The sequence below is a fragment of the Chryseobacterium gambrini genome, assembly GCF_027920505.1.
Classification (GTDB): Bacteria; Bacteroidota; Bacteroidia; order Flavobacteriales; family Weeksellaceae; genus Chryseobacterium; species Chryseobacterium gambrini.
Genome location: NZ_CP115857.1, coordinates 1054596 through 1078267, shown reverse-complemented (window position 1 = coordinate 1078267; position 23672 = coordinate 1054596). Strand labels below are relative to the sequence as shown.

16 protein-coding genes are annotated in these 23672 nt (G+C 36.0%); 15 read left to right on the top strand and 1 reads right to left on the bottom strand.

What is annotated here, in order from left to right; translation table 11 throughout:
• Positions 1 to 157: 157 nt before the first annotated feature.
• The 9 genes from PFY09_RS04765 to PFY09_RS04725 all read left to right on the top strand — a co-directional run bounded on the left by PFY09_RS04765 (position 158) and on the right by PFY09_RS04725 (position 13137).
• Positions 158 to 2998 (top strand): SusC/RagA family TonB-linked outer membrane protein, encoded by a 2841-nt coding sequence (locus PFY09_RS04765; RefSeq protein ID WP_271161601.1) that lies wholly within the window; start codon positions 158 to 160, stop codon positions 2996 to 2998.
• A 10-nt stretch (positions 2999 to 3008) separates the two neighbouring features.
• Complete coding sequence (locus tag PFY09_RS04760) at positions 3009 to 4457, top strand: RagB/SusD family nutrient uptake outer membrane protein (protein ID WP_271161600.1); 1449 nt, start codon at positions 3009 to 3011, stop codon at positions 4455 to 4457.
• 10 nt (positions 4458 to 4467) lie between these two features.
• Positions 4468 to 5280 (top strand): LamG domain-containing protein, encoded by an 813-nt coding sequence (locus PFY09_RS04755; protein ID WP_084196457.1) that lies wholly within the window; start codon positions 4468 to 4470, stop codon positions 5278 to 5280.
• 50 nt (positions 5281 to 5330) lie between these two features.
• A complete protein-coding gene (locus tag PFY09_RS04750; RefSeq protein ID WP_271161599.1) occupies positions 5331 to 6731 on the top strand; it encodes a glucoamylase family protein in 1401 nt (466 codons plus the stop codon).
• Positions 6732 to 6744: 13 nt separating this feature from the next.
• Positions 6745 to 8133 (top strand): glucoamylase family protein, encoded by a 1389-nt coding sequence (locus PFY09_RS04745; protein WP_271161598.1) that lies wholly within the window; start codon positions 6745 to 6747, stop codon positions 8131 to 8133.
• A 166-nt stretch (positions 8134 to 8299) separates the two neighbouring features.
• A complete protein-coding gene (locus PFY09_RS04740) occupies positions 8300 to 9007 on the top strand; it encodes a carboxylesterase family protein (RefSeq protein WP_271161597.1) in 708 nt (235 codons plus the stop codon).
• A 171-nt stretch (positions 9008 to 9178) separates the two neighbouring features.
• The gene (gene bglX / locus PFY09_RS04735; protein ID WP_271161596.1) at positions 9179 to 11506 is read left to right on the top strand and encodes a beta-glucosidase BglX; all 2328 of its coding nucleotides are present in this window, start codon (positions 9179 to 9181) and stop codon (positions 11504 to 11506) included.
• A 110-nt stretch (positions 11507 to 11616) separates the two neighbouring features.
• Positions 11617 to 12027, top strand: coding sequence for a hypothetical protein (locus tag PFY09_RS04730; RefSeq protein ID WP_271161595.1), 411 nt, complete (start codon positions 11617 to 11619; stop codon positions 12025 to 12027).
• A gap of 195 nt (positions 12028 to 12222) precedes the next feature.
• Positions 12223 to 13137, top strand: coding sequence for an IS256 family transposase, variant Zn-binding type (locus PFY09_RS04725; protein ID WP_271160071.1), 915 nt, complete (start codon positions 12223 to 12225; stop codon positions 13135 to 13137).
• Positions 13138 to 13351: 214 nt separating this feature from the next.
• Here the strand turns inward: PFY09_RS04725 and PFY09_RS20830 are convergent, their stop codons facing one another.
• Entirely contained in the window at positions 13352 to 13501 is a 150-nt protein-coding gene (locus tag PFY09_RS20830) for a bacteriocin-like protein (protein WP_273077771.1), read from the bottom strand.
• Positions 13502 to 13731: 230 nt separating this feature from the next.
• On the opposite strand from PFY09_RS20830, the gene purB reads away from it, so the two are divergent.
• The 6 genes from purB (at position 13732) to PFY09_RS04695 (ending at position 23633) form a co-directional block, all read left to right on the top strand.
• The gene (gene purB, locus PFY09_RS04720) at positions 13732 to 15159 is read left to right on the top strand and encodes an adenylosuccinate lyase (protein ID WP_116098618.1); all 1428 of its coding nucleotides are present in this window, start codon (positions 13732 to 13734) and stop codon (positions 15157 to 15159) included.
• Between the two features lie 331 nt (positions 15160 to 15490).
• Positions 15491 to 15964, top strand: a complete 474-nt coding sequence (gene tnpA, locus PFY09_RS04715; protein ID WP_108411511.1) for an IS200/IS605 family transposase — start codon at positions 15491 to 15493, stop codon at positions 15962 to 15964.
• A 281-nt stretch (positions 15965 to 16245) separates the two neighbouring features.
• A complete protein-coding gene (locus PFY09_RS04710) occupies positions 16246 to 19944 on the top strand; it encodes a phosphoribosylformylglycinamidine synthase (protein WP_271161594.1) in 3699 nt (1232 codons plus the stop codon).
• Positions 19945 to 20100: 156 nt separating this feature from the next.
• The gene (locus PFY09_RS04705; protein WP_271161593.1) at positions 20101 to 21135 is read left to right on the top strand and encodes a hypothetical protein; all 1035 of its coding nucleotides are present in this window, start codon (positions 20101 to 20103) and stop codon (positions 21133 to 21135) included.
• A 15-nt stretch (positions 21136 to 21150) separates the two neighbouring features.
• Positions 21151 to 22113 (top strand): hypothetical protein, encoded by a 963-nt coding sequence (locus tag PFY09_RS04700; protein WP_271161592.1) that lies wholly within the window; start codon positions 21151 to 21153, stop codon positions 22111 to 22113.
• Positions 22113 to 23633, top strand: a complete 1521-nt coding sequence (locus PFY09_RS04695; RefSeq protein WP_271161591.1) for a hypothetical protein — start codon at positions 22113 to 22115, stop codon at positions 23631 to 23633. Before PFY09_RS04700 ends, PFY09_RS04695 begins: the two co-directional genes overlap by 1 nt.
• Positions 23634 to 23672: the final 39 nt, after the last annotated feature.

Here is a 23672-nt window from a genome sequence, read left to right as displayed (position 1 = left end):
ATAATAAAAATATTAAGTATAATTAACATTGTTGAATATATTTTTATAATTTTGACTAATGTCTTTTATTGAGAATATGTTATTTCTCAGCAGAAAAGGCACTCAAAAGCTACTGCTTTTGATCTAAGAATTGATTGTACGAATAAAATTAAACTATATGAAACAAAGTGATTTAAAGTATTCATGTCTCATTGCGGTTTTATACTTCGGTATGAATGTCAATGCGCAAACTACTCCAAAAGATTCTGTTCCGAAGGAGCAGAAGATTGAGGAGGTAGTGATGATTGGATATGGTTCTGCTAAAAAAAGAGATCTAACGGGATCTATAGCTAAAATAAGTGGATCTGATGTTGCTGATAAGCCTAATGCAAATGCAGCTGCGTCATTACAAGGTAAAGTTGCAGGTTTGGCAGTTGTAAATTCCGGTCAACCAGGTTCAACTCCCGATATTAGGATTAGAGGAACTGTTAGCAGATACAATTCTAGACCTCTTTACGTAGTAGATGGAATATGGTCTGATAATATGGATTTTGTAAATTCAAATGATATTGAATCCATTGAAGTCTTAAAAGATGCTTCGTCACTTGCCATTTTTGGTGTTCGAGGAGCTAATGGTGTTATTATAGTAACTACAAAAAGAGCAAAAACAGGTAAACCGACAATAAATTTCAGTTCTTCATTAGGGACAAAATTTTTGACAGGTAAGCCAGAATTAACAAACGCTGCAGAATTTAGGTCATTGTACGATCGTAACAGAGCCAATCAAGGACTTGCACCGTACAGTTATTATAATGTTTTTAATGCAGATACCGATTGGATAGATGCGATTACTAATAATGGAGCTACTATCATCAAAAATGACCTTAGCTTTTCAAGTTCAACTGAAAAAAATAAGACATACTTTGGGATAGGGCATTTAGAAGAACAAGGAATAATTAATAATGAGCTTTTAAAGAGATTTAATGTTAATTTCAATAATGAATTTAGCTTTAGTAAAAACTTTAAAGTCGGATTCTCAGTCAATGGATCGTATACAAATAATCCCAGGCTTCAAAGCTATGCATCTTCCTTAGTAGCTGTTCCGATTGTACAACCTTTTAACAATCAGGTAGGTTTATATAATCAATTGCCAATAGGATTAGGTGATGCTCAGGTTGGCAATCCATTACTTTCAGTTGATTATCTTAATGGAACTCAATTATCAAAAACCTATAGAATACTTGCCAATGCATTCGCAGAGGTGAAATTTTGGAACGATTTTACTTTCCGTACAAACTATATGGTGGATTTTGGGATGACACGTGCAAGAGGATATAATCCTGTTACAAAATTATATGTTGGAGAAACTGGCGGAACAACAAATGCATTTGGAGGAAGACAGCTAACATCTGTTTATCAAAATTCTACCGATAATATCATCACTCAGCAGGAGTATTTATTAACTTGGAATAAAAACTTTGGAGGGCATAGTATCACAGCAACTGCAGGTTATACTGTTTATGATGAAAAATTTGAACAGATGACTGGGAATGTTACACAGAAAGCTGGTGATCAAAATGCAATTCCTTGGAATAAAAGATTCTGGTATTTAGATACTTATCCTTTTGGAGATCCTGCCACAAGAACAGCAAATTCATCTGAATATGACGACGGCGCGAGTATTTCATATCTTGCAAGAGTTTTGTATAACTACAAAGGGAAATATATTTTCAACGCATCATTCAGACGTGATGGTTCTGCTACTTTTGCTGCAGATAACCCTAACCAATATCAGAATTTCTGGGCTTTAGGTGCTGCTTGGGATTTAGGCAAAGAAGAATTTATGAATAATAGTTTCTTCAGTTCATTAAAGTTAAAAGGATCTTATGGACAATTAGGAAATAGATTCTCTCCTTACAGATATCCTAATTACCCTGGATATGTTTCAGGAGCAAATGCTGTATTTGCAAATGTAGGATTTCAAAAAGATCTTTATCCGGGATATGTATTGGCTTGGCAAAATTCTCCTGATTTAAAATGGGAAGTTATCACAAGTTATGAGGCAGGATTTGAAGCATCAGCATTTAATAATAGATTAAGTGTTGAAGGAGTTTATTATAACAAGAGAACAAAAGATCTTCTTAACTATGTTACAGGAGTGCAAAATTATTTTAGAAATTCAGGAGAAATAGAAAATAAAGGTATTGAGGGGTCTGTATCTTGGAGAGATAAAATTGGTTCAGATTTTAGTTATTCAATTGGTGGAAATATTACAACATACAATAATAAAGTAATTTCAGTATTTGAGCCGGGATATAGAATTTTTGATGGAAACTCAGTAACTGAAGCTGGCTATCCTATAGGATATTTTTATGGATATGTAGTGGAAGGAGTTTATCAAACAAATGCAGATGTTTTGCTATCTCCAACAAGTACACTGGGTACTTATGGTCCAGGAGACTTGAAATTTAAAGATTTGAATGGAGATGGAAAGATTGATGATAAAGACAGAACTATTATTGGTAATCCAACTCCAGATTTTACTTATGCACTAAATCTAAATTTAAATTATAAAAACTGGTCATTAGGTATTGATGTACAAGGAGTATATGGAAACGAAGTATTAAGAAATTGGGGTAACGGAAGTACGTTTGCTCAGTTTAATTATAGAAAGGATAGGTTAGCAGCTTGGAATGGTCCGGGAACATCTAACTGGGAGCCAATTATTAATGATGGAAACAATTATAATACAAATAATGTTTCAAATTATATGATTGAAGATGGAAGTTATGTTAGACTAAGAAATATTCAACTCGGTTATAATTTTAATCCAAGTGTTGCAAAATCAATAGGTTTAAGCAGTCTTAAGCTATACTTAAATGCTCAAAATCTTGTTACGTGGAGAAATAACTCAGGATTTACTCCTGAAGCTGGTGGCACACCAACACAATTTGGAGTTGATAATGGAGGATATCCTTTACCAATTATAACGACTATGGGTGTAAATGTAACTTTTTAACATTTAAATTATGAAAATAAATACAATAATTAAATATTCTTTTTTTACGGCAATAAGTTTTTTAAGTTTAACTTCTTGTGGTGACGATTTTTTAGATAGAAAGCCTTTAGGAATCGCAACAGAAGGTGAAGCTGGTATTGGTGGTGCGGAAGCTAAGATTTTTGGATTATACAGCCAATTAAGAACAGAAGGAGGAGTAACAGATTGGACCCGTCACTGGTTTCAAAGCATTCGCTCAGATGATGCAATGAAAGGGAGTATTCCTGCCGATGCTTCTGCAATGGGTAATATAATGGATAATTTTCAGTATTCCAAAACAGAAGGTACTGCTGTAGCAAACTGGAATGGTCATTATAAATTAATTTTCGCTTGTAATAGTGTAATTGCAGATATTGAAGCAATCCAAAATCCGGATGCTGCTACATTAATAAATTTAGGAGAAGCAAAAGCAATGCGGGCTTTCGCATATTTTGATCTTAGGAGAGATTATGGTGAAATTCCTATCATTACAAAAAAGGTTGTCAATCCTCAAGATGAAATTAAAGCAAAATCAAGTGTAGCAGAAGTTGATGTACAAATAAAAAATGATCTTCAATTTGCAGCTTCTGTTTTACCGGCGGATTGGCCAAGTCAGAAAGGTAGAGCTACAAGAGGAATGGCTTACTCTTATTTGGCAAAGTTAGCTCTTTACCAAAAAAGCTGGGGTGAAGCATTAGGATTTGCCGAAACTGTTATTAATTCAGGTATCTACTCACTATACCCATCATATTCAACACTATTTACTGATCAGGGAGACAATAAGTCTGAGTCTATTTGGGAGGTACAGTTTGCAAGAATTAATAAAGTAAACTATTCTAATAACTACTGGGAATCACAAGGTGTAAGAGGATCTGGGACTTGGGATTTAGGATGGGGATTTAATGTGCCTACAATGAATTTAATAAACGCCTACGAACCAGGAGATATTCGTAAGGGAGCAACCATATTAGCTTCAGGTGGTGCTGAAGGTGTTCCTTCAACGTTAGCGTCAATTCAACCATATTGGAATAAGAAAGCATATACCGATCCTGCGAGAAGAGCTCAGGAAGGGGAGAATAAAAATCATTGGACTAATATAAAATTGATGAGATATGCGGATGTTATTCTGATAGCTGCTGAAAGTGCTAATGAAATGGGGAATACGGTAAAGGCAATAACTTATTTGAATTTAATAAGAACAAGAGCTGGTCTGGCAAATACTACTGCTACTACTCAGGCTCAAATAAGAGATGCAATTAAACAAGAGAGAAGAGTTGAATTTGCAATGGAAGGTGAACGTTTCTACGATTTAGTTCGTTGGGGAGATGCTGTTAATGTATTAGGTATTTTAGGATATCAAGACAGAAATAAATATTTTCCTATTCCACAAACGGCTATAGATAAAGCTCAAGGTGTATTAATCCAAAATCCTAATTATTAATTTTTTAATCATGAAAAGTATTTTAAAAATTTTAAGTATTTCATGTTTGTCTTTAATTTTGACAAACTGCCAAGATATGGAAAGACCGGAATTAGGAGAATATCCTAAAGATCAGGCTAATTTACCTGCTGGAAATCTTAGGTTTTTTGTTCCATTTGATAAGAGCGGTACAGATTTAAAAAACAAATTTGCTGAGGAGTTATCAGGATATCCATGTTTTGCTCCTGATAATACAATTACTCAAGTGGATGGAATTGCTGGTAAAGCTTTTAAAGGTGGAGGCTCTCAAGTCTTCTTGAAATACCTTAATTCTAATGATTTTGCAAATAAAGCAGGAAGTTTTACAGTAGCATTTTGGGAAAAGAATGGTGATTCTAGTAATACGGAATTTGCTTTTAGTATGACAAGTGATAATTGGGCAAAAGCAAGTATGTTTGCTCTATTTGAAGGAACAGCAGCAATACCAACAATTAAATTTTTTGTTGATGAGCAGCCGGGTGACAAATGGTTTGAATGGCCTTCTGACAGTAGTTTGACAGGTATTTATGATAATCAATGGCATCATTTAGCTTTTGTTTATGATGCTACGACTTCAGGAATGACACTATATATAGATGGAGTTGCAAAATCTACCAAGACTTGGGCAGGACACGGCGCAGTTAAATTTAATACTTCTAAAATTAACGGATTTAGAATTGGTGGTTCTGGAAACCCTAGTGAGGGCTGGATGAAATCCTGGTCCGGAAGCTTAGACCAGTTTAGAATGTATGTAAGTGCTCTAACACCTGCGGAGGTTAATGATCTTTATATTAATAAAAAATAAATAGACTATAATAAGAGGAAGAGAAATCTTCCTTTTATTATATTTATACTATGACTAAAGTTCTAACAATAGTTTTATTTACAGGATTGTTAATCAATTCATGTTCTTCAGAAGATTCATCACCGAGTTCAGGAACACCTATTGGAGGCAATACAGAAACTCCCAACAACAACTATACCGATGCACAACTCATCGAAATGGTACAAAAAGATGCTTTAAAGTATTTTTGGGATTACGCCGAATCAGGATCAAAATTGGCAAGAGAACGATATCATACCGATAATCCTTCTCAGGATGCAAATATTGTGACCACCGGTGGTTCAGGTTTTGGACTCATGACTATTTTAGTGGGTATTAAAAACGGATATATTTCCAGAGCAGAAGCGGTTTCAAGATTGACGACATCACTTAATTTCCTTCAGAATGCCAATCGTTTTCACGGAGCATGGCCGCATTGGATCAATGGAACCAACGGTCAGGTTGTACCTTTCAGTCAGAAAGATAACGGAGGAGATTTGGTAGAAACTTCATTTCTTGCGCAGGGACTGATCTGTGTGAGAGAATATTTTAAAAACTCTTCAGATACTACAGAACTAGCGATTTCTCAGAAAGCTGATGCGCTATGGAAAGGAATTGAATGGAATTGGTATACACAAAATCCCGCAGCTCCCAATATGCTTACATGGCATTGGTCTCCCAATTATGATTGGCAGATGAATATGCCGTTAAGAGGTTTTGATGAAACATTAATTACCTATGTGATGGCTGCGGCATCTCCAAATTACTCAATCGATAAACCTGTTTATCAGCAGGGATGGGCCAGAAGCGGAAGTATAAAAAATACAGGATCTCAGTTCGGATTGCCTCTTGTAGTCAATCATAACGGCGCAAATGGCACGGTAGGTTCGATGTTTTGGTCACATTATTCATTTTTAGGACTGGATCCGAGAGGCTTGTCCGATGAATATGTAAATTATGGCGATGCCACAACCAATCATGCTAAAATAATGTATCAGTATTGCGTTGCCAATCCGAAAGGATGGCAGGGTTATAATTCAAAAAGTTGGGGACTTACTGCAAGTTATTCCAGAAATCCAAATACGGGAGGAGATGATTACGCTGCACATCAGCCAAATAACGATTTAGGAATTATTTCTCCTACAGCAGCATTATCGAGTATGCCTTACACACCTGCAGAAAGTATGAATATGCTAAGATTTCTGTATAATGAAAATTATAATAAATATGTAGGTGTAGCTGGACCTTATGATGCTTATTCTGTTCATTATAATTGGGTTACGCCAAGATATTTAGCAATAGATCAGGGAACGATTGCACCAATGGTAGAAAATTATAAAAGCCAGTTTTTATGGCAGTTATTTATGAATGCGCCCGATGTTAAGCAGGGATTAATAAAATTAGGATTCCATTCTACACAGTATGGATTTTAAACAAAATTAAATTATGAAAAGGATAATACTTTCAGTCATCGCTATATCATCACTCTCGGTTTCGTGTAAGAACTCACAAACTTCCATGCAGGAAGCATCAAAAGTTCAGATTGTAAAAAGCAATATCACAGACGAGCAGTTAATGGATCAAGTTCAGAAAGATGCTTTAAAGTATTTTTGGGATTATGCAGAACCCAATTCAATGTTGGGAAGAGAACGCTATCACGAAGATAATATCTATCCGGATAATGATAAACATGTTGTGACAACAGGAGGATCAGGATTTGGATTGGCAACCATTCTAGTCGGCGTAGAAAGAGGATTTATCCCAAGAAAAGATGCGGTGAAAAGATTGACTACCATGATGGATTTTCTTGCAAAGGCAGATCGTCATAAAGGAGCATGGTCGCACTGGATCAATGGTGAAACTGGAAAAACAGTGCCGTTCGGCAAAAAAGATAATGGAGGAGATCTGGTAGAAACCGCTTTCTTAACTTCAGGAATTTTAATGGTTCGCGAATATTTTAAAAACGGAAACACTGAAGAAAAAGCTTTAGCCAAAAAATGTGACGAACTTTGGAAAGGCATCCAATGGAACTGGTACACAAAAGGAGGGCAGAAAGTTCTTTACTGGCATTGGTCGCCCGATTATCAGTGGGAAATGAACTTCCCGTTGGAAGGCTACAACGAATGTTTAATTACCTATATTTTAGCCGCTTCGTCACCTACTTATCCGATCGATGCCGAAACCTATTACAAAGGCTGGACAAGAAACGGAACCTACCTTTCAGATAAAGAAAAATATGGTTTGCCGATGTACGTAAAGCACAATGGCGCAGCAGAATACGGAGGACCTTTATTTTGGGCACATTATTCCTATATCGGTCTGGATCCGACGAATTTATCAGATAAATTAATCAAAAACTATTTTGATTTAAATAAAAATCATGTTCTTATTGATTACAAATATTGCGTTGAAAATCCCAAAAACTGGAAAGGATATGGACCCAATTATTGGGGATTAACAGCCAGTTATTCAAGAAATGAGGACGGAAGCGCAGGATATGATGCGCATTTTCCGCAAAATGACCGTGGGGTAGTTACTCCTACTGCAGCGTTGAGCAGTTTTCCGTATTCTCCAAAAGAATCAATGGATTTTTTAAGATTTATTTATACCCGAAAACCTGAATTTATTGGCTCAGCCGGACCTTACGATGCAACGTCTATTCATTACAATAACTGGACAACGCCAAGGTATCTCGCGATTGATCAGGGAACGATCGCTCCAATGATAGAAAATTACAGAACCGGATTTTTGTGGAAACTATTCATGAATGCACCTGAAATTCAGCAGGGATTAAAGAAACTAAGCTTCAAATCCGAAAAATATCATATTAAATAATTTTTTCAGGAGCTTTTTCCCGCTTTCCGCACTCGCTATTTTAGAGTTTCGGCGGCGGCGAAGCCGCCGCCGCCGAAACTCTAAAATGAGCTCAGACAAATGCTGCAATCGGGGCTATTAAAAAAAGAATGTTAAATTAGAATATCCAAAACATACAAATTCTGATATGAAATATAAACTAAAATACGCTTTATTGCTGCCGTTTTTATTTTCTTTAAAAGCAAATGCGCAGGAAATAAAAGCAGAACTCAATAAAGAAATAAAAAGACAGGAAAAAATTTCTTACATACTGGATTTTCCTCAGAATGCAAAAGGAAACGTTCCGCTTATTGTTTTTCTTCACGGTTCCGGAGAAAGAGGCAATAATTTGGAAATCGTAAAAGCGCACAGTCCGTTTACCTACAAAAATTTAATAAAAGAACCGATGGCAATTTTAGCACCTCAATGTCCGGAAAATATGTGGTGGGATACCGTTACCGTATATAATTTGATCAAAGAAATTCAGTCAAAATACAAAATAGATGCCTCAAGAATTTACCTTACCGGACTTTCAATGGGAGGTTGGGGAACACTTAAACTCGCAATGGAACATCCCGAAATGTTTGCGGCGGTCGTTCCGGTTTGCGCGCCTACAGACAGAGTAATGTACGCCAACATCCATCAGTACAAAAATCTGAATATGAAAATCTTTCATGGCGGAATGGATGATGTTGTTTTACCGGAAAATGCATTTAATTTTTATCAGGCACTGCATCCTGTAAATCCCTCTGCCGAATTGACGATTTTCCCAAATGACAATCACAATTCTTGGGATTCAACCTATTCCAATCCTAAATTATATGAATGGATGCTGTCAAAAAGAAAAGAGAAATAATCTAGTATAAATCGTTAAACGAAAAGTGTTTGCTAAATGAATAGTTCATACTTAGCTTATAAAATTACCTACGCGAACAGAAAATGGACAGGATAATTAAAAAAAACTTTTCAACTTTTCGTTTAGATAAAAAAATTAAAAATAGAACTATAATTAAAAGAAGATAGAGTTATGAAAAAGTTAATTGTAATCGCCACTTTAGCATTGGCTCCTGTATTTTCGGCACAGGAAATGGTAACGAAGCCCGTTCAGTCTTATCAGACGGCTCAATATCAGGCTAAAAAGAAAGCTTTTGTGGATAATCTTTTGTCGAAAATGACTTTAGATGAAAAAATCGGACAGCTTAATTTACCAAGTTCAGGCGATTTTACAACTGGTTTGGCTAAAAGCTCAGACATCGGAAAAAAAATCGAACAGGGTTTAGTCGGAGGGCTTTTCAATATAAAAGGAGCAGATAAAATCAGAGCCGTTCAGAAAGTGGCAGTGGAAAACAGCAGGCTTAAAATTCCATTGATTTTCGGAATGGACGTCATCCACGGTTACGAAACAACTTTCCCGATTCCATTAGGATTAGCCGCTTCATGGGACATGAATTTAGTTCAGCAGTCGGCAAGAGTTGCCGCTAAAGAAGCAGCTTCCGACGGAATCAACTGGACATTCTCGCCAATGGTGGATATTTCCCGCGAACCAAGATGGGGAAGAGTTTCCGAAGGTTCCGGTGAAGACCCATATTTAGGAAGCGAAATTGCAAAAAATATGGTCTATGGTTATCAGGGAAAAGACCTTGCCAATGGAACCAATATTCTGGCTTGCGTTAAACATTTCGCGCTGTACGGCGCAGGTGAAGCAGGAAGAGACTACAACACAGTGGATATGAGCCACGTAAGAATGTTCAACGAATATTTTCCGCCTTACAAAGCGGCGGTAGATGCAGGAGTAGCTTCTGTAATGGCTTCTTTCAACGAAGTAGACGGAGTTCCGGCAACAGGAAACAGATGGCTGCAAACCGAAGTTTTAAGAAACAAATGGAACTTCAAAGGTTTTGTAGTCACCGATTATACCGGAATCAATGAAATGGTAGATCACGGGATGGGAAATCTTCAGGAAGTTTCTGCATTGGCTTTAAAAGCAGGTATTGATATGGATATGGTAGGCGAAGGATTCTTAACGACCCTGAAAAAATCTTTAGCAGAAGGAAAAATAACTCAGGGTGAAATCGATATGGCAGCAAAAAGAATTCTTGAGGCGAAATACGATTTAGGACTATTTTCAGATCCGTATAAATTCGGAGATGCAAAACTGGCAGCAAAAGAGGTGTACAATATGGAAAACCGAAACATTGCCAGAAACGTCGCTGCACAATCCATGGTTTTGATGAAAAACGACAATCAGGTTTTGCCTTTGAAAAAATCAGGAACCGTTGCCGTAATCGGACCATTGGTTAATAACTCTCTGAACATGGCAGGAACATGGAGCGTTGCAGCAAAACATGAGAAAGCCGTTAATCTGATGCAGGGATTACAGGAAAATTTTGGCAAAGAAGTGAAATTTATTTCTGCAAAAGGAGCCAACATCGATTATGATGCAAAACTGGAAGACATCTATGCAGCGCACGGTAAGAAAACCGACAGAGATAACCGTTCAAAAGAAGCTTTATTAAAAGAAGCGGTAGATGTAGCGAACAAAGCAGATGTTATTGTTCTGGCTATCGGAGAATCTGCTGAAATGAGCGGAGAATCATCTTCAAGAACAGAGATTACCATTCCACAGTCTCAGGTAGATCTTTTAAATGAATTAAAAAAGACTGGAAAACCAATTGCAGTCGTTCTTTTCACAGGTCGTCCTTTAGCTTTAACAAACATAAAAGATACTCCGGATGCAATTCTTAATGTCTGGTTTGCAGGTTCTGAAGCAGGAAATGCAATCTCTGATGTGCTGTTCGGAAAAGTAAATCCTTCAGGAAAACTGCCGATGACTTTCCCAAGAAGTTTAGGGCAGGTTCCGATTTATTACAATGCTAAAAATACAGGTCGCCCGTTAGATCAGAAGCTGGTTGATAAATGTGAATACCAGAGATTCCGTTCCAATTATATGGATGAGTGTAACACGCCGTTGTATCCTTTCGGTTATGGATTAAGCTACACAAAATTCAATTATTCTGATGTTACAGTTTCCAATGCAAATCCAAAAGGAAATCAGACCATTCAGGCATCCGTTACCGTAACGAATACAGGAAGTTATGATGGAGCAGAAGTAGTTCAGCTTTACATCAGAGATATGGTAGGAAGCATTACAAGACCCGTAAAAGAACTGAAAGGCTTCCAGAAAGTAATGCTGAAAAAAGGGGAATCTAAAAAAGTTACCTTCAATATTACTCCGGAAAACCTGAAATTCTACAACGGAGATCTGAAATACGACTGGGAACCGGGTGAATTTGATATCATGATCGGAACCAACTCATCCGATGTGAAACATTCCAAAATCAACTGGACAAAATAAATCATATAAGCCACTCAATTAGAGTGGCTTTTTTTGTATTTTTGAATAAACACTCACTATAAAGTGCTTTGGCATAATTTTTAGACAATTGAAAACTTAAATTTTAAAACATGAGAAAAACAATTTTATTCAGTACAATGTTCCTTGGTTCATTAGTCTTTGCACAGCAGACGCATGTTGTAGGCGGAGACAAAGATGTTCATGGCTGCAAAGCTTCCGCAGGTTATACCTATTCTCAGATCAAAAATGATTGCGTAAGAGTTTTTGAACAGAAAATCAAATTAAAGGAAGTAAGTTCAGATAAAAGCTACACTACATCAACGGCAGTTATCTTCAGTAAAAACATGAAAAAAGCCGAAATTTTTATTCCGGACGGAAGCGCAAACAGCATTATTCTCGACAGACAGGGAAAAAGTAAGATATGGAAAAGCGGAAAACATATCAAAGACAGCTACGTTTTAGTTCCTTATAAAAAAACAGGTTATCAGATTAAAAAAAATGATGTGGTGATTTATCAATAAATAAAAACAGGAAATTTTAGTTTCCTGTTTTTTAGTTTTTAAATACAGGTTTAATAGTCAAAAATAGTTGGTAAAATTCTTTGCATTGTCGACTGTTACTGATGATACATAAAGTTTATTGAACTTTGTTTCAATAAACTTTTTTATGGCTGGAAATTCAAAAAAAATCGTTGTTGGAGTTGCAAAAGTCTGGATGTGATTTCTTGGGGAAAGCAAAACGGAAAGCGTCGTTTTAAATGTAAAAACTGTGGCATTCATTTTACTTCGGAGAATAAATCTGTGGGCCTAAAAAACAAAGAAATTTGGTTCAAAAAATGGATTGTTGGGAAACAGACTTATGAGCAGATTTCAGCAGAATCTGGATATTCGGTAAGTACTCTTCAACGGTATTTTAACGTGATGCTTAGTAAAGCTCCAAAACTCAGTTACAACCAGAACAAGGAGGTTTATTTACTGATTGACGGCACTTATTTCTCCAATGAAATCTGTTTGGTGGTTTACAGAGATAATGTTTTTAAGCAAACCCAGCTTTACAGAATTACTGACGGTGAGCATTATGAAGAACTCAAAGAGGATTTGGAAAACATCTTGAATTTAGGAATAAAAATTGGCGGGATAACCTGTGATGGCGATAAATCTCTACTGAAAGCCATCCGAAAAGTTTGTCCTAAAGTTCCTGTTCAGAGATGTCTGGTTCATATTCAAAGGATGTGCAAAATATGGCTTTCCGCCTATCCGAAATCTGTAGCAGGTTTTGAGTTGCGTGAAATTGTCTGTAAAATTCATTTTATTGACAACGAAGTTAAAAAGCAGTATTGGATCAAAGAGTTTTTGGATTGGTCTGAAAAGCATAAAGAATTTTTGAATGAAAAATCATACAGCCAGGAAACCGGAAGATATTGGTACACGCACAAAATGGTGAGAAGATGTTTTTCGGTTATCAAAAAAGCTTTGCCAAATATGTTTTCGTTCCTGCAGGATCCTAAAATCCCGAAAACAACCAATGGAATAGAATCTTTTTTTTGGTCATTTAAAAGGTCATCTAAATATTCATCGGGGGCTTACAAAAAGTCGGAGGAAAAAGTTTATCCAGTGGTATCTTTTTTATAGAAATCTAAAACCATAAAGGTTTTTTTAGCCATAGAGCTGTTCCAATAATTTACAAAAAAAGGATGGTAAAAACCATCCTCTAAACTATTGTTTACAGCGTTGATTGTATTGCTGGTAAGTTGCTCCTCAGCATTGCTCACTTCCTCTTCCAATCAACCGCAAAATATTACGAATTATTTCTGACAAAAACACCAACTATTTTTGACCACATTACCTAAATACAAAGATTAGCATTATACGGTCTGCAAGGTCCATTTTCTTTATATTGACAACTGCCTGCAGGACAACTTTCACCAGGCGGAGGTACCCATCCTCCTGCAATATTTTTCAGAGCTGACTTTGATAATTTTTTTAGATTTTTCATAATTAATTTGATTTAATATTTCTTTTGTAGAAGCTAAAATAAAAAAATAAATCTGATAATAATTCATTTAATGTTGAAAAATATTTTCTACAGCTTTTTTATGAAAGTTTTCCTTCATTATTGCTGTCTGGTTTCATTCAAACACAGATAAGCATTTCTAAGAAAAAACCATTTTTCTCTCTCGCTGAAAAACCTTATTTTTGCATATCTAAAAAAAGTAAAAGAAAAGAATGAATTCCTACAAAAATCCATTGGAAGAACGCTATTCAAGCGAAGAAATGTTGTTTAACTTTTCTCATAACAATAAATTCCAGAACTGGAGAAAGCTTTGGATTGCCCTTGCTGAAATCGAAAAAGATCTTGGTCTTGACATTACAGACGAGCAAATCGCCGAATTGAAAGCCAATGCTGAAAATATCGATTACGAAAAGGCTGCTGAATACGAGAAAAAGTTCAGACACGATGTAATGGCTCACGTTCATACATATGGTGATGTAGCACCTTCAGCAAAAGGAATTATTCATTTAGGAGCAACTTCAGCATTTGTAGGAGATAATACAGATTTAATTCAGATCCGTGACGGACTTTTAATCTTAAAGAAAAAGTTGGTTAACGTTATTAAAAACTTAGCGGACTTTGCAATTCAATATAAAGATTTACCAACCTTAGGATTTACACATTTCCAACCAGCTCAGTTAACAACGGTAGGAAAAAGAGCAACCCTTTGGCTTCAGAGTTTAGTCCTTGACATCGAAGAACTTGATTTCTTCTTAGAAACATTACGTTTCAGAGGGGTAAAAGGAACAACAGGAACGGCTGCAAGTTTCCTTGAACTTTTCAACGGTGATTATTCCAAAGTAAAACATTTAGATAAAGAATTGTCAAAAAGATTCGGTTTTGAGAAAGTTTTTGGCGTTTCCGGACAGACTTATGACAGAAAAATTGATGCTAAAGTAGTTGCTTTATTAGGAAATATCGCTCAATCTGCACACAAATTCACCAACGATTTACGTCTGCTTCAAAATCTGAAAGAAATTGAAGAACCATTCGAGAAAAACCAGATCGGTTCATCTGCAATGGCTTACAAACGTAATCCAATGAGAAGCGAAAGAATCGGGGCATTGGCAAAATACGTTATGTCTTTAACCACAAGTTCTGCAATGGTAGCTTCGACCCAATGGTTTGAAAGAACTTTGGATGATTCTGCAAACAAAAGATTAACTATTCCTCAGGCTTTTTTAGCAGTTGATGCGATTCTGTTAATTTGGAACAACATCATGAACGGAATTGTTGTATATCCGAACAGAATCAACAAACATATTATGGAAGAACTTCCTTTCATGGCGACAGAATACATCATCATGGAAGAAGTTAAAGCAGGAGGAGACCGTCAGGAAATCCACGAAGTGATCAGAGTTCATTCCATGGAAGCGTCTAAAAAGGTGAAAGAAGAAGGTAAGGAAAATGATCTTATCGAAAGAATCCTGAACGACGATTCATTAAAATTAGATAAATCAAAATTAAAAGAAGTTCTTGATCCTAAAAACTTCATCGGTTTTGCACCAATTCAAACGGAAGAATTCATTGCCAATGAAGTTCAGCCGATTATCGATGCAAATAAAGATTTGATTGGGTTAGAAGCTGATCTTAAAGTATAATATGGTATGCAGTCCTTTTGGGCTGCATATTTTTTAAGATTTGGTTTGATGAGATAGCAGTCCTACGGACTGCACGTTATTACAATAAATTTTCTACACAGATAAGATTCCTAACGGAATCAACTTGAAGAATTGTAATATTAATAAACATTCCAGAGGAATGTCATCTGTGTAGATAATAAATAAAGAGGCGTTTGCAGTCCATAGGACTGTTATCTGTGTAGCAAAAAGATTGGTATATGAATTTGTTTTCTTTAGAAACTAAATCTGTATTCATTGGGAATTTGACAAAGATAATTTACCTTTGAAGAAGTGATGAAAATAAAATTTTATGCCCAACACCTATACACAAATTTATATTCAGGTTGTCTTTGCTACAAAAGGACGTGATATTAAAATTAAATCAGAAGTACGAGAAGAAATTGAAAAATATATTTGTGGCATATTTAGCAATAAAAATCAAAAAGTATTAGCTATTTATGCAAATCCAGACCATATTCATATCTTCTTCAGTTATAAGAATTTGCAGGTTACAATTCCGGAACTGATTAAAACGGTTAAAATTGAATCCTCAAATTTTATTAATGACAGGAAATTGTGTTTAGGAAAGTTTTTCTGGCAGGAAGGTTATGGTGCATTTTCCTATGCAAAAAGCCAAAAGGATAAAGTTGTAAATTATATTCTGAATCAGGAAAAACATCATTCGAAGAAGAGTTTCAGAGAAGAATATATGGAGATGCTGAACGCATTTGAAATTGAATTTAAGAATGAATATTTATTTGAATTTTATGATGAATTGAGTTAATTTTTTATTGTAAAATGATTTTTTAATAAAGAAAAATAGCAGTCCTACGGACTGCGCTATCTCTGACAATATAATTTTCTACACAGATATGATTCCTAACGGAATCCTCTTTAAAATTATAATGAATATCATTCCGTAGGAATGTTATCTGTGTAGTAAGAATGCAAATAAATATGAAATCCGCAGTCCGTAGGATTGCTATCTAATCAATGTATGCTGATTTAAAATCATTCCGTTGATTAATTAAAAAAATAAATAAATCTAAATAAAACTGACATCTAATGTCTCAAAACAAAAGAATTTTCGTAGAAAAAAGAGGAATTTTCGATGTAGAAAGTCCAAAAATTTTTGATGAAGTAAAAGCGGTTATTCCGTCCATCCAAAAAGTAAAAGTATACAACGTGTACGATATTTTCGGATTAAATGACGGCGAATTCGAAAAGGTAGTCAACAGCACTTTCGTAGATCCGGTTACTGATGTTTTAATCGAAGAAAATCCTGCACAGGGAATTTATTTCGCATTGGAATTTTTACCGGGACAGTACGATCAGCGTGCAGATTCTGCGCAACAATGTATTGCTTTGCTGACCGGAAATGAAAAATCTAAAGTAAGAAGCGGAAAGCTGATCGAATTCGAAGGTATTTCCGAATCTGATTTGGTGAAAATCAAAGACCTTTTGATTAATAAAGTGGAATCTCAGGAAAAAGATTTATCGACTTTAAATATTCCTGCGGAAGAATCCCCTTCAAAAGTGATTGTTCATGAAGGTTTTATCAATTTTGATGATGTTCAGCTTGAGGAATTCTTTAATAATCACGGTTTTGCTTTAGGTTTAGACGATTTAAAATTCATTCAGGAATATTTTAAATCGGAACAGAGAAATCCTACGGAAACGGAACTTAAAGTTTTAGACACCTATTGGAGCGACCACTGTCGTCACACAACATTTGAAACAGAATTGTCAAATATCGAATTCGAAGGACAGTTTAAACATACATTAGAGACCATTTTCAATGATTACATCGAGAAAAGAAAATTCTTAGGACGCGAATTGAAGCCAATTTCCTTAATGGATTTGGCAACTGTTTGCGGAAGATATTTCCATAAAACAGGCAATTTGGAAAATCTTGTGGTTTCTGACGAGATCAACGCATGTACAATCCAGATTGAAGCGGAATACGATGGTAAAAAAGAACCGTGGTATTTATTATTCAAAAACGAAACCCACAATCACCCGACAGAAATTGAACCTTTTGGCGGTGCTTCAACTTGCTTAGGTGGTGCGATCAGAGATCCTTTGTCTGGGCGTTCTTTTGTTTTCCAAGCGATGAGATTAACGGGTGCAGCGGATGTTTTGGAACCGGTTGATAAAACATTACCGGGAAAATTGCCTCAAAAAACAATCACGAAACAGGCGGCAAACGGATATTCATCTTACGGTAACCAAATCGGTTTGGCGACAACAATGGTTTCTGAAATTTATGACGAAGGCTACAAAGCCAAAAGAATGGAAGTTGGTTTCGTTGCCGGAGCAGTTCCTGTAGATTGGGTAAGACGTGAAAAACCTGAAGCTGGTGATTCAATCATTATTTTAGGAGGAGCAACAGGTCGTGACGGAGTTGGGGGTGCAAGCGGAAGTTCGAAAGAACAGGACGAAACTTCAATCCACACCATGAGTTCTGAAGTTCAGAAAGGAAATGCCGTTGAAGAACGTAAAATTCAGAGATTGTTTAGAAATCCTGAAATAACGAGACTGATTAAAAAATCAAATGACTTCGGAGCGGGAGGTGTTTCCGTAGCCATCGGTGAAATCGCAGATTCTTTAGAAGTTAATTTAGATGTTTTACCTCTAAAATATGAAGGGTTAAACGGAACCGAGCTTGCTATTTCCGAATCTCAGGAAAGAATGGCGGTTGTGGTTGAACCAAAAGATAAAGAACAGTTCATCAAATTCTGTGAAGCTGAAAACATTGTTGCTGTTGAGGTGGCAAAAGTAACAAACTCAGGAAGAATGCAGATGTTCTGGAAAGGCGATAAAATTGTTGACCTTTCAAGAGCGTTTCTGGATACGAACGGCTGTTCTAAAAGTCAGGAAGTTAAAATTACCCACCTGAATGAAGTAAAAGAAGAAACACCTGCATTTAATGAAGAGAATTTCCTAAAGATTTTAAGCGATAAAAATGTTGCTTCTCAAAAAGGATTGCTGGAAATGTTCGATTCATCGATTGGTGCGACTACGGTTGCAATGCCTTTGGGTGGAAAATATCAGCAGACTTTAATGGAAGGAAGTGTTCAGACATTGCCGATCATTGGAGCAAAAGATATTGAAACCGTTTCTCTGGCGAGTTGGGGATTCGATGCAGAAATTTCTAAACAGAACTCCTTACTGGGAGCCTCTTACGCTGTTGTAGAAAGTGTGGCGAAAATCGTTGCAATGGGGGGCGATTATAAAAATATCAGATTCAGTTTTCAGGAATATTTTGAAAAATTAGGTCAGAATCCTGAAAAGTGGGGAAAACCATTGGCTTCTTTGTTGGGAGCTTATGATGCGCAAATTAATTTCGGTTTGGCAGCCATCGGTGGGAAAGATTCAATGAGCGGAACGTATCAGGATCTGAATGTGCCGCCAACATTAATTTCTTTCGCCTGTGCAAACGGAGAAAAGAAAAATATCATCTCTCCTGAATTTAAAAGCGAAGGAAATAAAGTATATTTCTTCAATCATATTGCACAGGAAAATGGACTTCCGAATTACGATGCTTTAAAAGATATTTATGAATTTATTTTCGAAAATATCAAAGCAGGAAAAATCGTTTCTGTAAAAACCGTAAAAGAAGGCGGAGTAGCGGTTGCTTTGGCAAAAATGAGCTTTGGAAACAGATTAGGCGCAGACATTACAGTAGATGATGCTTCGGCATTGCTCGGCAAGCGAATTGGTAGCTTAATTATAGAATCTAAAGAAGAATTAAGTTCTGTAAATCTTCAATTGATAGGTCAAGTTGTTTCAGACGAAGTTTTAACGATCAACAATCAACCAACAACCATAGACAAATTATTAGCCGCAAACACGAACACCTTCGAAAACCTTTTCCCAACAGTTGAAAAAGAAAAAATAACGGTTGCATTGGATGAAAAATTAAACTCAGTCAGCCCAAGAAATATTATCATTAAAAAACACGGAATCGCTCAGCCAAAAGTGTTTGCGCCTGTTTTCCCGGGAACAAACTGCGAATACGATACACTGAATGCTTTCGCAAAAGAAGGCGCTGTAATCAGCAGTTTACCTTTAATCAACATCAATCACCAATTGCTGGATGAAAGTATTGATGCTTGGGTTGAAGAAATCAAAACTTCTCAGATTCTGGCTTTCTCAGGAGGGTTCTCAGCGGGCGACGAACCGGATGGTTCTGCAAAATTCATCGTTAACGTTTTGAAAAACGAGAAGATGAGAAATGCCGTTCACGAATTGCTCGACAGAGACGGAATGATTATCGGGATCTGTAACGGTTTTCAGGCGTTGGTTAAATCCGGATTATTGCCTTACGGAAGAATCAAAGATTTGGATAAAAATTCACCGACGTTGGCTCACAACGCGATCAGAAGACATATTTCCCAGATGGTCAATGTAAAAGTCGTCAATGACGAATCGCCTTGGTTAAAAGGAATGAAAGATCAGGTTTTCACTATTCCAATTTCTCACGGCGAAGGTCGTTTCATGGCTTCGGAAGCAGAAATTCAGAAGCTATATGAAAACGGACAAATCGCCACGCAATATTTGGATCTAGACGGAAATATTGCCCACGGAATGCCTTTTAATCCCAATAATTCATTATTCGGAATTGAGGGTGTCACCAGTCCTTGCGGAAAAATTTTCGGAAGAATGGGACATCCGGAACGTTTTGCAGAGGGTCTGTTTAAAAATATTCCAACTGCAAATTATCACAACATCTTTAAAAATGGAGTGGAGTACTTCAAGTAAAAGGCCATTAATAAATAACAAAATGCCTTCGTTACGTAACGAAGGCATTTTTCTTTTTACCGTAATTTTTCCTGATTTACGGAAAACCGTAAAGAAAATGCTGAAAACCGTAATAAATTGCCGCTGTAAATAAAGATTTAAACAAAAATTTTAACTATGAAAACAAAAATTACTGCAACCGATTTATTTCTAGGTATTTTAGCTGTAATGCTTATCGGTGTTAGTTTTTACCAGACCTGGCTCGGTTTACAGCAGATTTTTGGAGGGAGCTCCTTTGTTATTGCTTTGGTGCTTTCTCTTATCCTGCTTTTTTTACTTTGGCAGATAAGAAGGGCAAAAACCAGCGGACAGTCTCCGTCTTCACTAAGCTGGATCTATTTTTTCTTTGCTTCATTTTGTTTCGTTGCCAATTTTAATGCATTGTATACAAGGTTTATGAGAACCGATATTTATACAACAGAACTGCGTAATGTTAACGAAAAATTCAGTGCGCTAGAAACGGATGTAGAATCTAAGCTGAATTATTCCGTCCCCGATGCTAAGACAAGACAGGCGATCCGAAGTGAATTAAATCTTTTGAAAATTCAGATCAGTGACCCTAAAAATGTCGGGATCGGACCGGAAGCAAGGCAGATTATTGCAAGAATTGAAAAAATGATCGGCAAAAAAGTAACACCTCTTACACCTGTAAGTGAAACTCCTGACGGATATGCAGATCTTGCCGACAGAATGGAAGAACAGATCGTACAGATGGTTTATAACCTTACTCCGGAAGAAAAAAATCTGATGAGTGATATTAATAATGCTTCATTACGATGGAATAAAGAAATTCAGAATCTTTTACAGATGAATCCTGATGTAATAAACCTAATGGCTCAGGGACAGATTGATAAATCTTTAACAGAGTATAACAGACTCGGATCAAAAGCAGAATCTATTTTGGGAAAAGATAAACTGAAATTTGAGCCTACCCATTCTGAAACGCAAGAAGTAGGAAAAATAGGATATGCTTTCAGCCATGCCATCAAGAATTTCGGAATGTTTCAGTTGGTTGTTTTAGCAGGATGCATATTACTGGATTTCGGTATTATGTTTATCATTCTTTTAATGCCAACAGAAACTAACAGAAATACAGGAAACAGCAGCGAAAGTATATTTACCAGCAAACGCAGCGGAAAAACAATAATCTAATACAAAGTATAAAATATGGAATGGGAAAATGAACCTTTGAAACCATTGTCTTTTGATAAAGATCAGGAAGTTCTTAAACCTTTGACTTTTGATGAAGAAGATGTACTGAAGCCTTTGTCTTTAGACCATAACAAAGAAGCTGTGAACGATCGTTTTGTTCCTATTGCAAAAGGCAATGTCTCGGAAATTAAAAATAAAGATAGCAATTTCGTGTTTTTTTTCGGAACTGCTTCTTCCGGAAAATCTGTTATTTTGGCAACAATGCTTTATTATCTCAGATCGAAAGCAGGGGTTATAAGACCCAAAATAGGGACACCAAATACCGCTGAAGCAGAAAGCCTTCTGTATGATTTTTTTGAAAATATCAGTAAAGGAATTTTACCTGCAGGAACAGTAAAAGATCAGGTGACAAGACTGGATCTTGTTTTCGAACCTAACAATAAATCTAAGAAAATAAATCCCATTAACCTTACTTTTTTAGAAACTTCAGGAGAAAATCACAACGAAATAAAAAGGGGAGGGAGCTATCACAGCAGCATAGAAACCTATCTTTCTGCCAATCTTCCTCTTACATTTATAATTGTTACAAGCTATGAAAGCGCACATAAAGATGATATTTTAATCAACACTTTTTTAAATAAGCTTGAAAAGTATGAGAAAAAATTAAAATCCGTCAATATTATTCTGGTCATCTCAAAATGGGATAAATCCGGAAGAGCCAATGTGGAAGCCTCGGTGGAGCTAGATGATTTTATTCAGGAAAGGCTTCCGATGACTTCTACTGCAATGGATACCTATGGTCTGGCAAAAACATTCTACACCGTGGGAGAGCTTAATGAAGAAACCAATCAGATAACCATTCTGAATTTAGACAGAGCGCAGAAGTTATCAGAATGGCTGTACGAAAGCATCGTGGGTTATCCGCTGTCTTATGAAGGAACTTTTTGGGAACGTATAAAATTTAGTCTTACAAATTAATGAGCAGTGTTAATTTAATTGCATTCGGAACTTTTGGAAATCCCAATGGCTTTACCCAGACTTTTTTTGCAGGAACACCCGTAGAAATAAAGACTTTAGACATAAGAGGAGCTGTGCTTATTTATCCGAACAGTAAACTGTATTCTCTACGGAAAGAATATAAAGATGGTTCTTATATAATAACCTACACCATTTATACTTATGCCAAAGAACCTACTTCATCGCGGGAAGGATCTTTTATCGGCTCCAGTATTATGTTTACAGACGAAATTGCAGAAGAAAATATTACCGTTAGTTGTCTTAATGAATTCCACTCCAATCTTATCAGCAGAAACGTTCAGAACGATACACTTACGGTAAATCACTCAGAAAATTTCTCAATTGGTAAACCTACAGATTTTGATAAGATAAATTTTAATCTGAGAAAAATAGATATTTTCGATTCGGTACAGAGTACAAACCGTCAACTGATGGTATATTGTGAAACCAATCCTTCCGCATTACAGATAATTCTGAAAAAAGCTGTTGATCTGCTGAATGTATATGAAACAATTTACTTCACAGAAAGCTCGGACATTGCAAAATTTGTTCATCAGAAAAATATTTTTCAGTTTGTTCAGAAAGATGGGTTTGAAAATGAAATCAAAAAACTGAACGACGAAAGAAAACGTAAAATACAGGAAACCGTTACGGAATTTGAAAATGAAAAAATAAAATGGGAAAATTCCAGAAAACAAAATGGTGAAGATTTTAAATCTAAAATTGAAAGAAACAAAGAACTGCAACTTTCTAACGGCAGGAAGATAGAAGAATCTGAGAAAAATTTAGAGAAATTAAACGAAGTTTATTATGCATTCTCTCATAAAATTGATGAATTTCTTAACCAGTTGAAAACCGCCGACAGTCTTATGTTAAATAATATAACGCAGTCTTACAAGGCAGATAAAAATACTTTTTTAGAAAACGTCAGAAACTTAGGAATACCGGAATTGGATTCTGTTTCGCAGCCAAGATCAGTTCGGGAACATGAAATTCCTGTATATTCATCTTCTTATTACAGCAACTTCGGTAGAAAAGAAGCGGAAACAGAGCAGTCCAATATTTTTAAAACAGCAACAATCATTCTTTCTGTTTTTTTACTCGCTGCAGTTTCAGGTTTAGCATGGTTTCAGTTTTTTAAAGAGCCTGAAAAACAAATTTTTTACAATGAACAGGAGCCAGAAGTAAAAACAGAGCCGGTTTCTGAGTTTACAGTCTCTGCATTGAATCCAAAACCTAATGCAGAAGTAGAACCTCTGATCCTAAATGAAATGAACAGAAAGCTGACGACAGACTTAAAAATTGATTCCGTTACAGGTTTTGTATTTAAGGCGAATCCGCAGAGCGTAGAAAAATATTATAAATATCAAAAGAAAGACTATTCCAAACAGCTTTTCGAAAACAATAAGGAAAGTTTTAAAATTTCAGAGACCGATACAATATATATAGGTGATTTAAAATTCATACCCATCTTTAAATAATTAATTTTTTGTAATTTTAAAAAGGATAGCTTTTAAAAG

Excerpts from the sequence above, each read along its gene's own strand:
- PFY09_RS04765 (WP_271161601.1), top strand. The coding sequence starts at position 158 with ATGAAACAAAGTGATTTAAAGTATTCATGTCTCATTGCGGTTTTATAC.
- PFY09_RS04760 (WP_271161600.1), top strand. The coding sequence starts at position 3,009 with ATGAAAATAAATACAATAATTAAATATTCTTTTTTTACGGCAATAAGT.
- PFY09_RS04755 (WP_084196457.1), top strand. The coding sequence starts at position 4,468 with ATGAAAAGTATTTTAAAAATTTTAAGTATTTCATGTTTGTCTTTAATT.
- PFY09_RS04750 (WP_271161599.1), top strand. The coding sequence starts at position 5,331 with ATGACTAAAGTTCTAACAATAGTTTTATTTACAGGATTGTTAATCAAT.
- PFY09_RS04745 (WP_271161598.1), top strand. The coding sequence starts at position 6,745 with ATGAAAAGGATAATACTTTCAGTCATCGCTATATCATCACTCTCGGTT.
- PFY09_RS04740 (WP_271161597.1), top strand. The coding sequence starts at position 8,300 with ATGAAATATAAACTAAAATACGCTTTATTGCTGCCGTTTTTATTTTCT.
- bglX (WP_271161596.1), top strand. The coding sequence starts at position 9,179 with ATGAAAAAGTTAATTGTAATCGCCACTTTAGCATTGGCTCCTGTATTT.
- PFY09_RS04730 (WP_271161595.1), top strand. The coding sequence starts at position 11,617 with ATGAGAAAAACAATTTTATTCAGTACAATGTTCCTTGGTTCATTAGTC.
- PFY09_RS20830 (WP_273077771.1), bottom strand. The coding sequence starts at position 13,501 with ATGAAAAATCTAAAAAAATTATCAAAGTCAGCTCTGAAAAATATTGCA.
- purB (WP_116098618.1), top strand. The coding sequence starts at position 13,732 with ATGAATTCCTACAAAAATCCATTGGAAGAACGCTATTCAAGCGAAGAA.
- tnpA (WP_108411511.1), top strand. The coding sequence starts at position 15,491 with ATGCCCAACACCTATACACAAATTTATATTCAGGTTGTCTTTGCTACA.
- PFY09_RS04710 (WP_271161594.1), top strand. The coding sequence starts at position 16,246 with ATGTCTCAAAACAAAAGAATTTTCGTAGAAAAAAGAGGAATTTTCGAT.
- PFY09_RS04705 (WP_271161593.1), top strand. The coding sequence starts at position 20,101 with ATGAAAACAAAAATTACTGCAACCGATTTATTTCTAGGTATTTTAGCT.
- PFY09_RS04700 (WP_271161592.1), top strand. The coding sequence starts at position 21,151 with ATGGAATGGGAAAATGAACCTTTGAAACCATTGTCTTTTGATAAAGAT.
- PFY09_RS04695 (WP_271161591.1), top strand. The coding sequence starts at position 22,113 with ATGAGCAGTGTTAATTTAATTGCATTCGGAACTTTTGGAAATCCCAAT.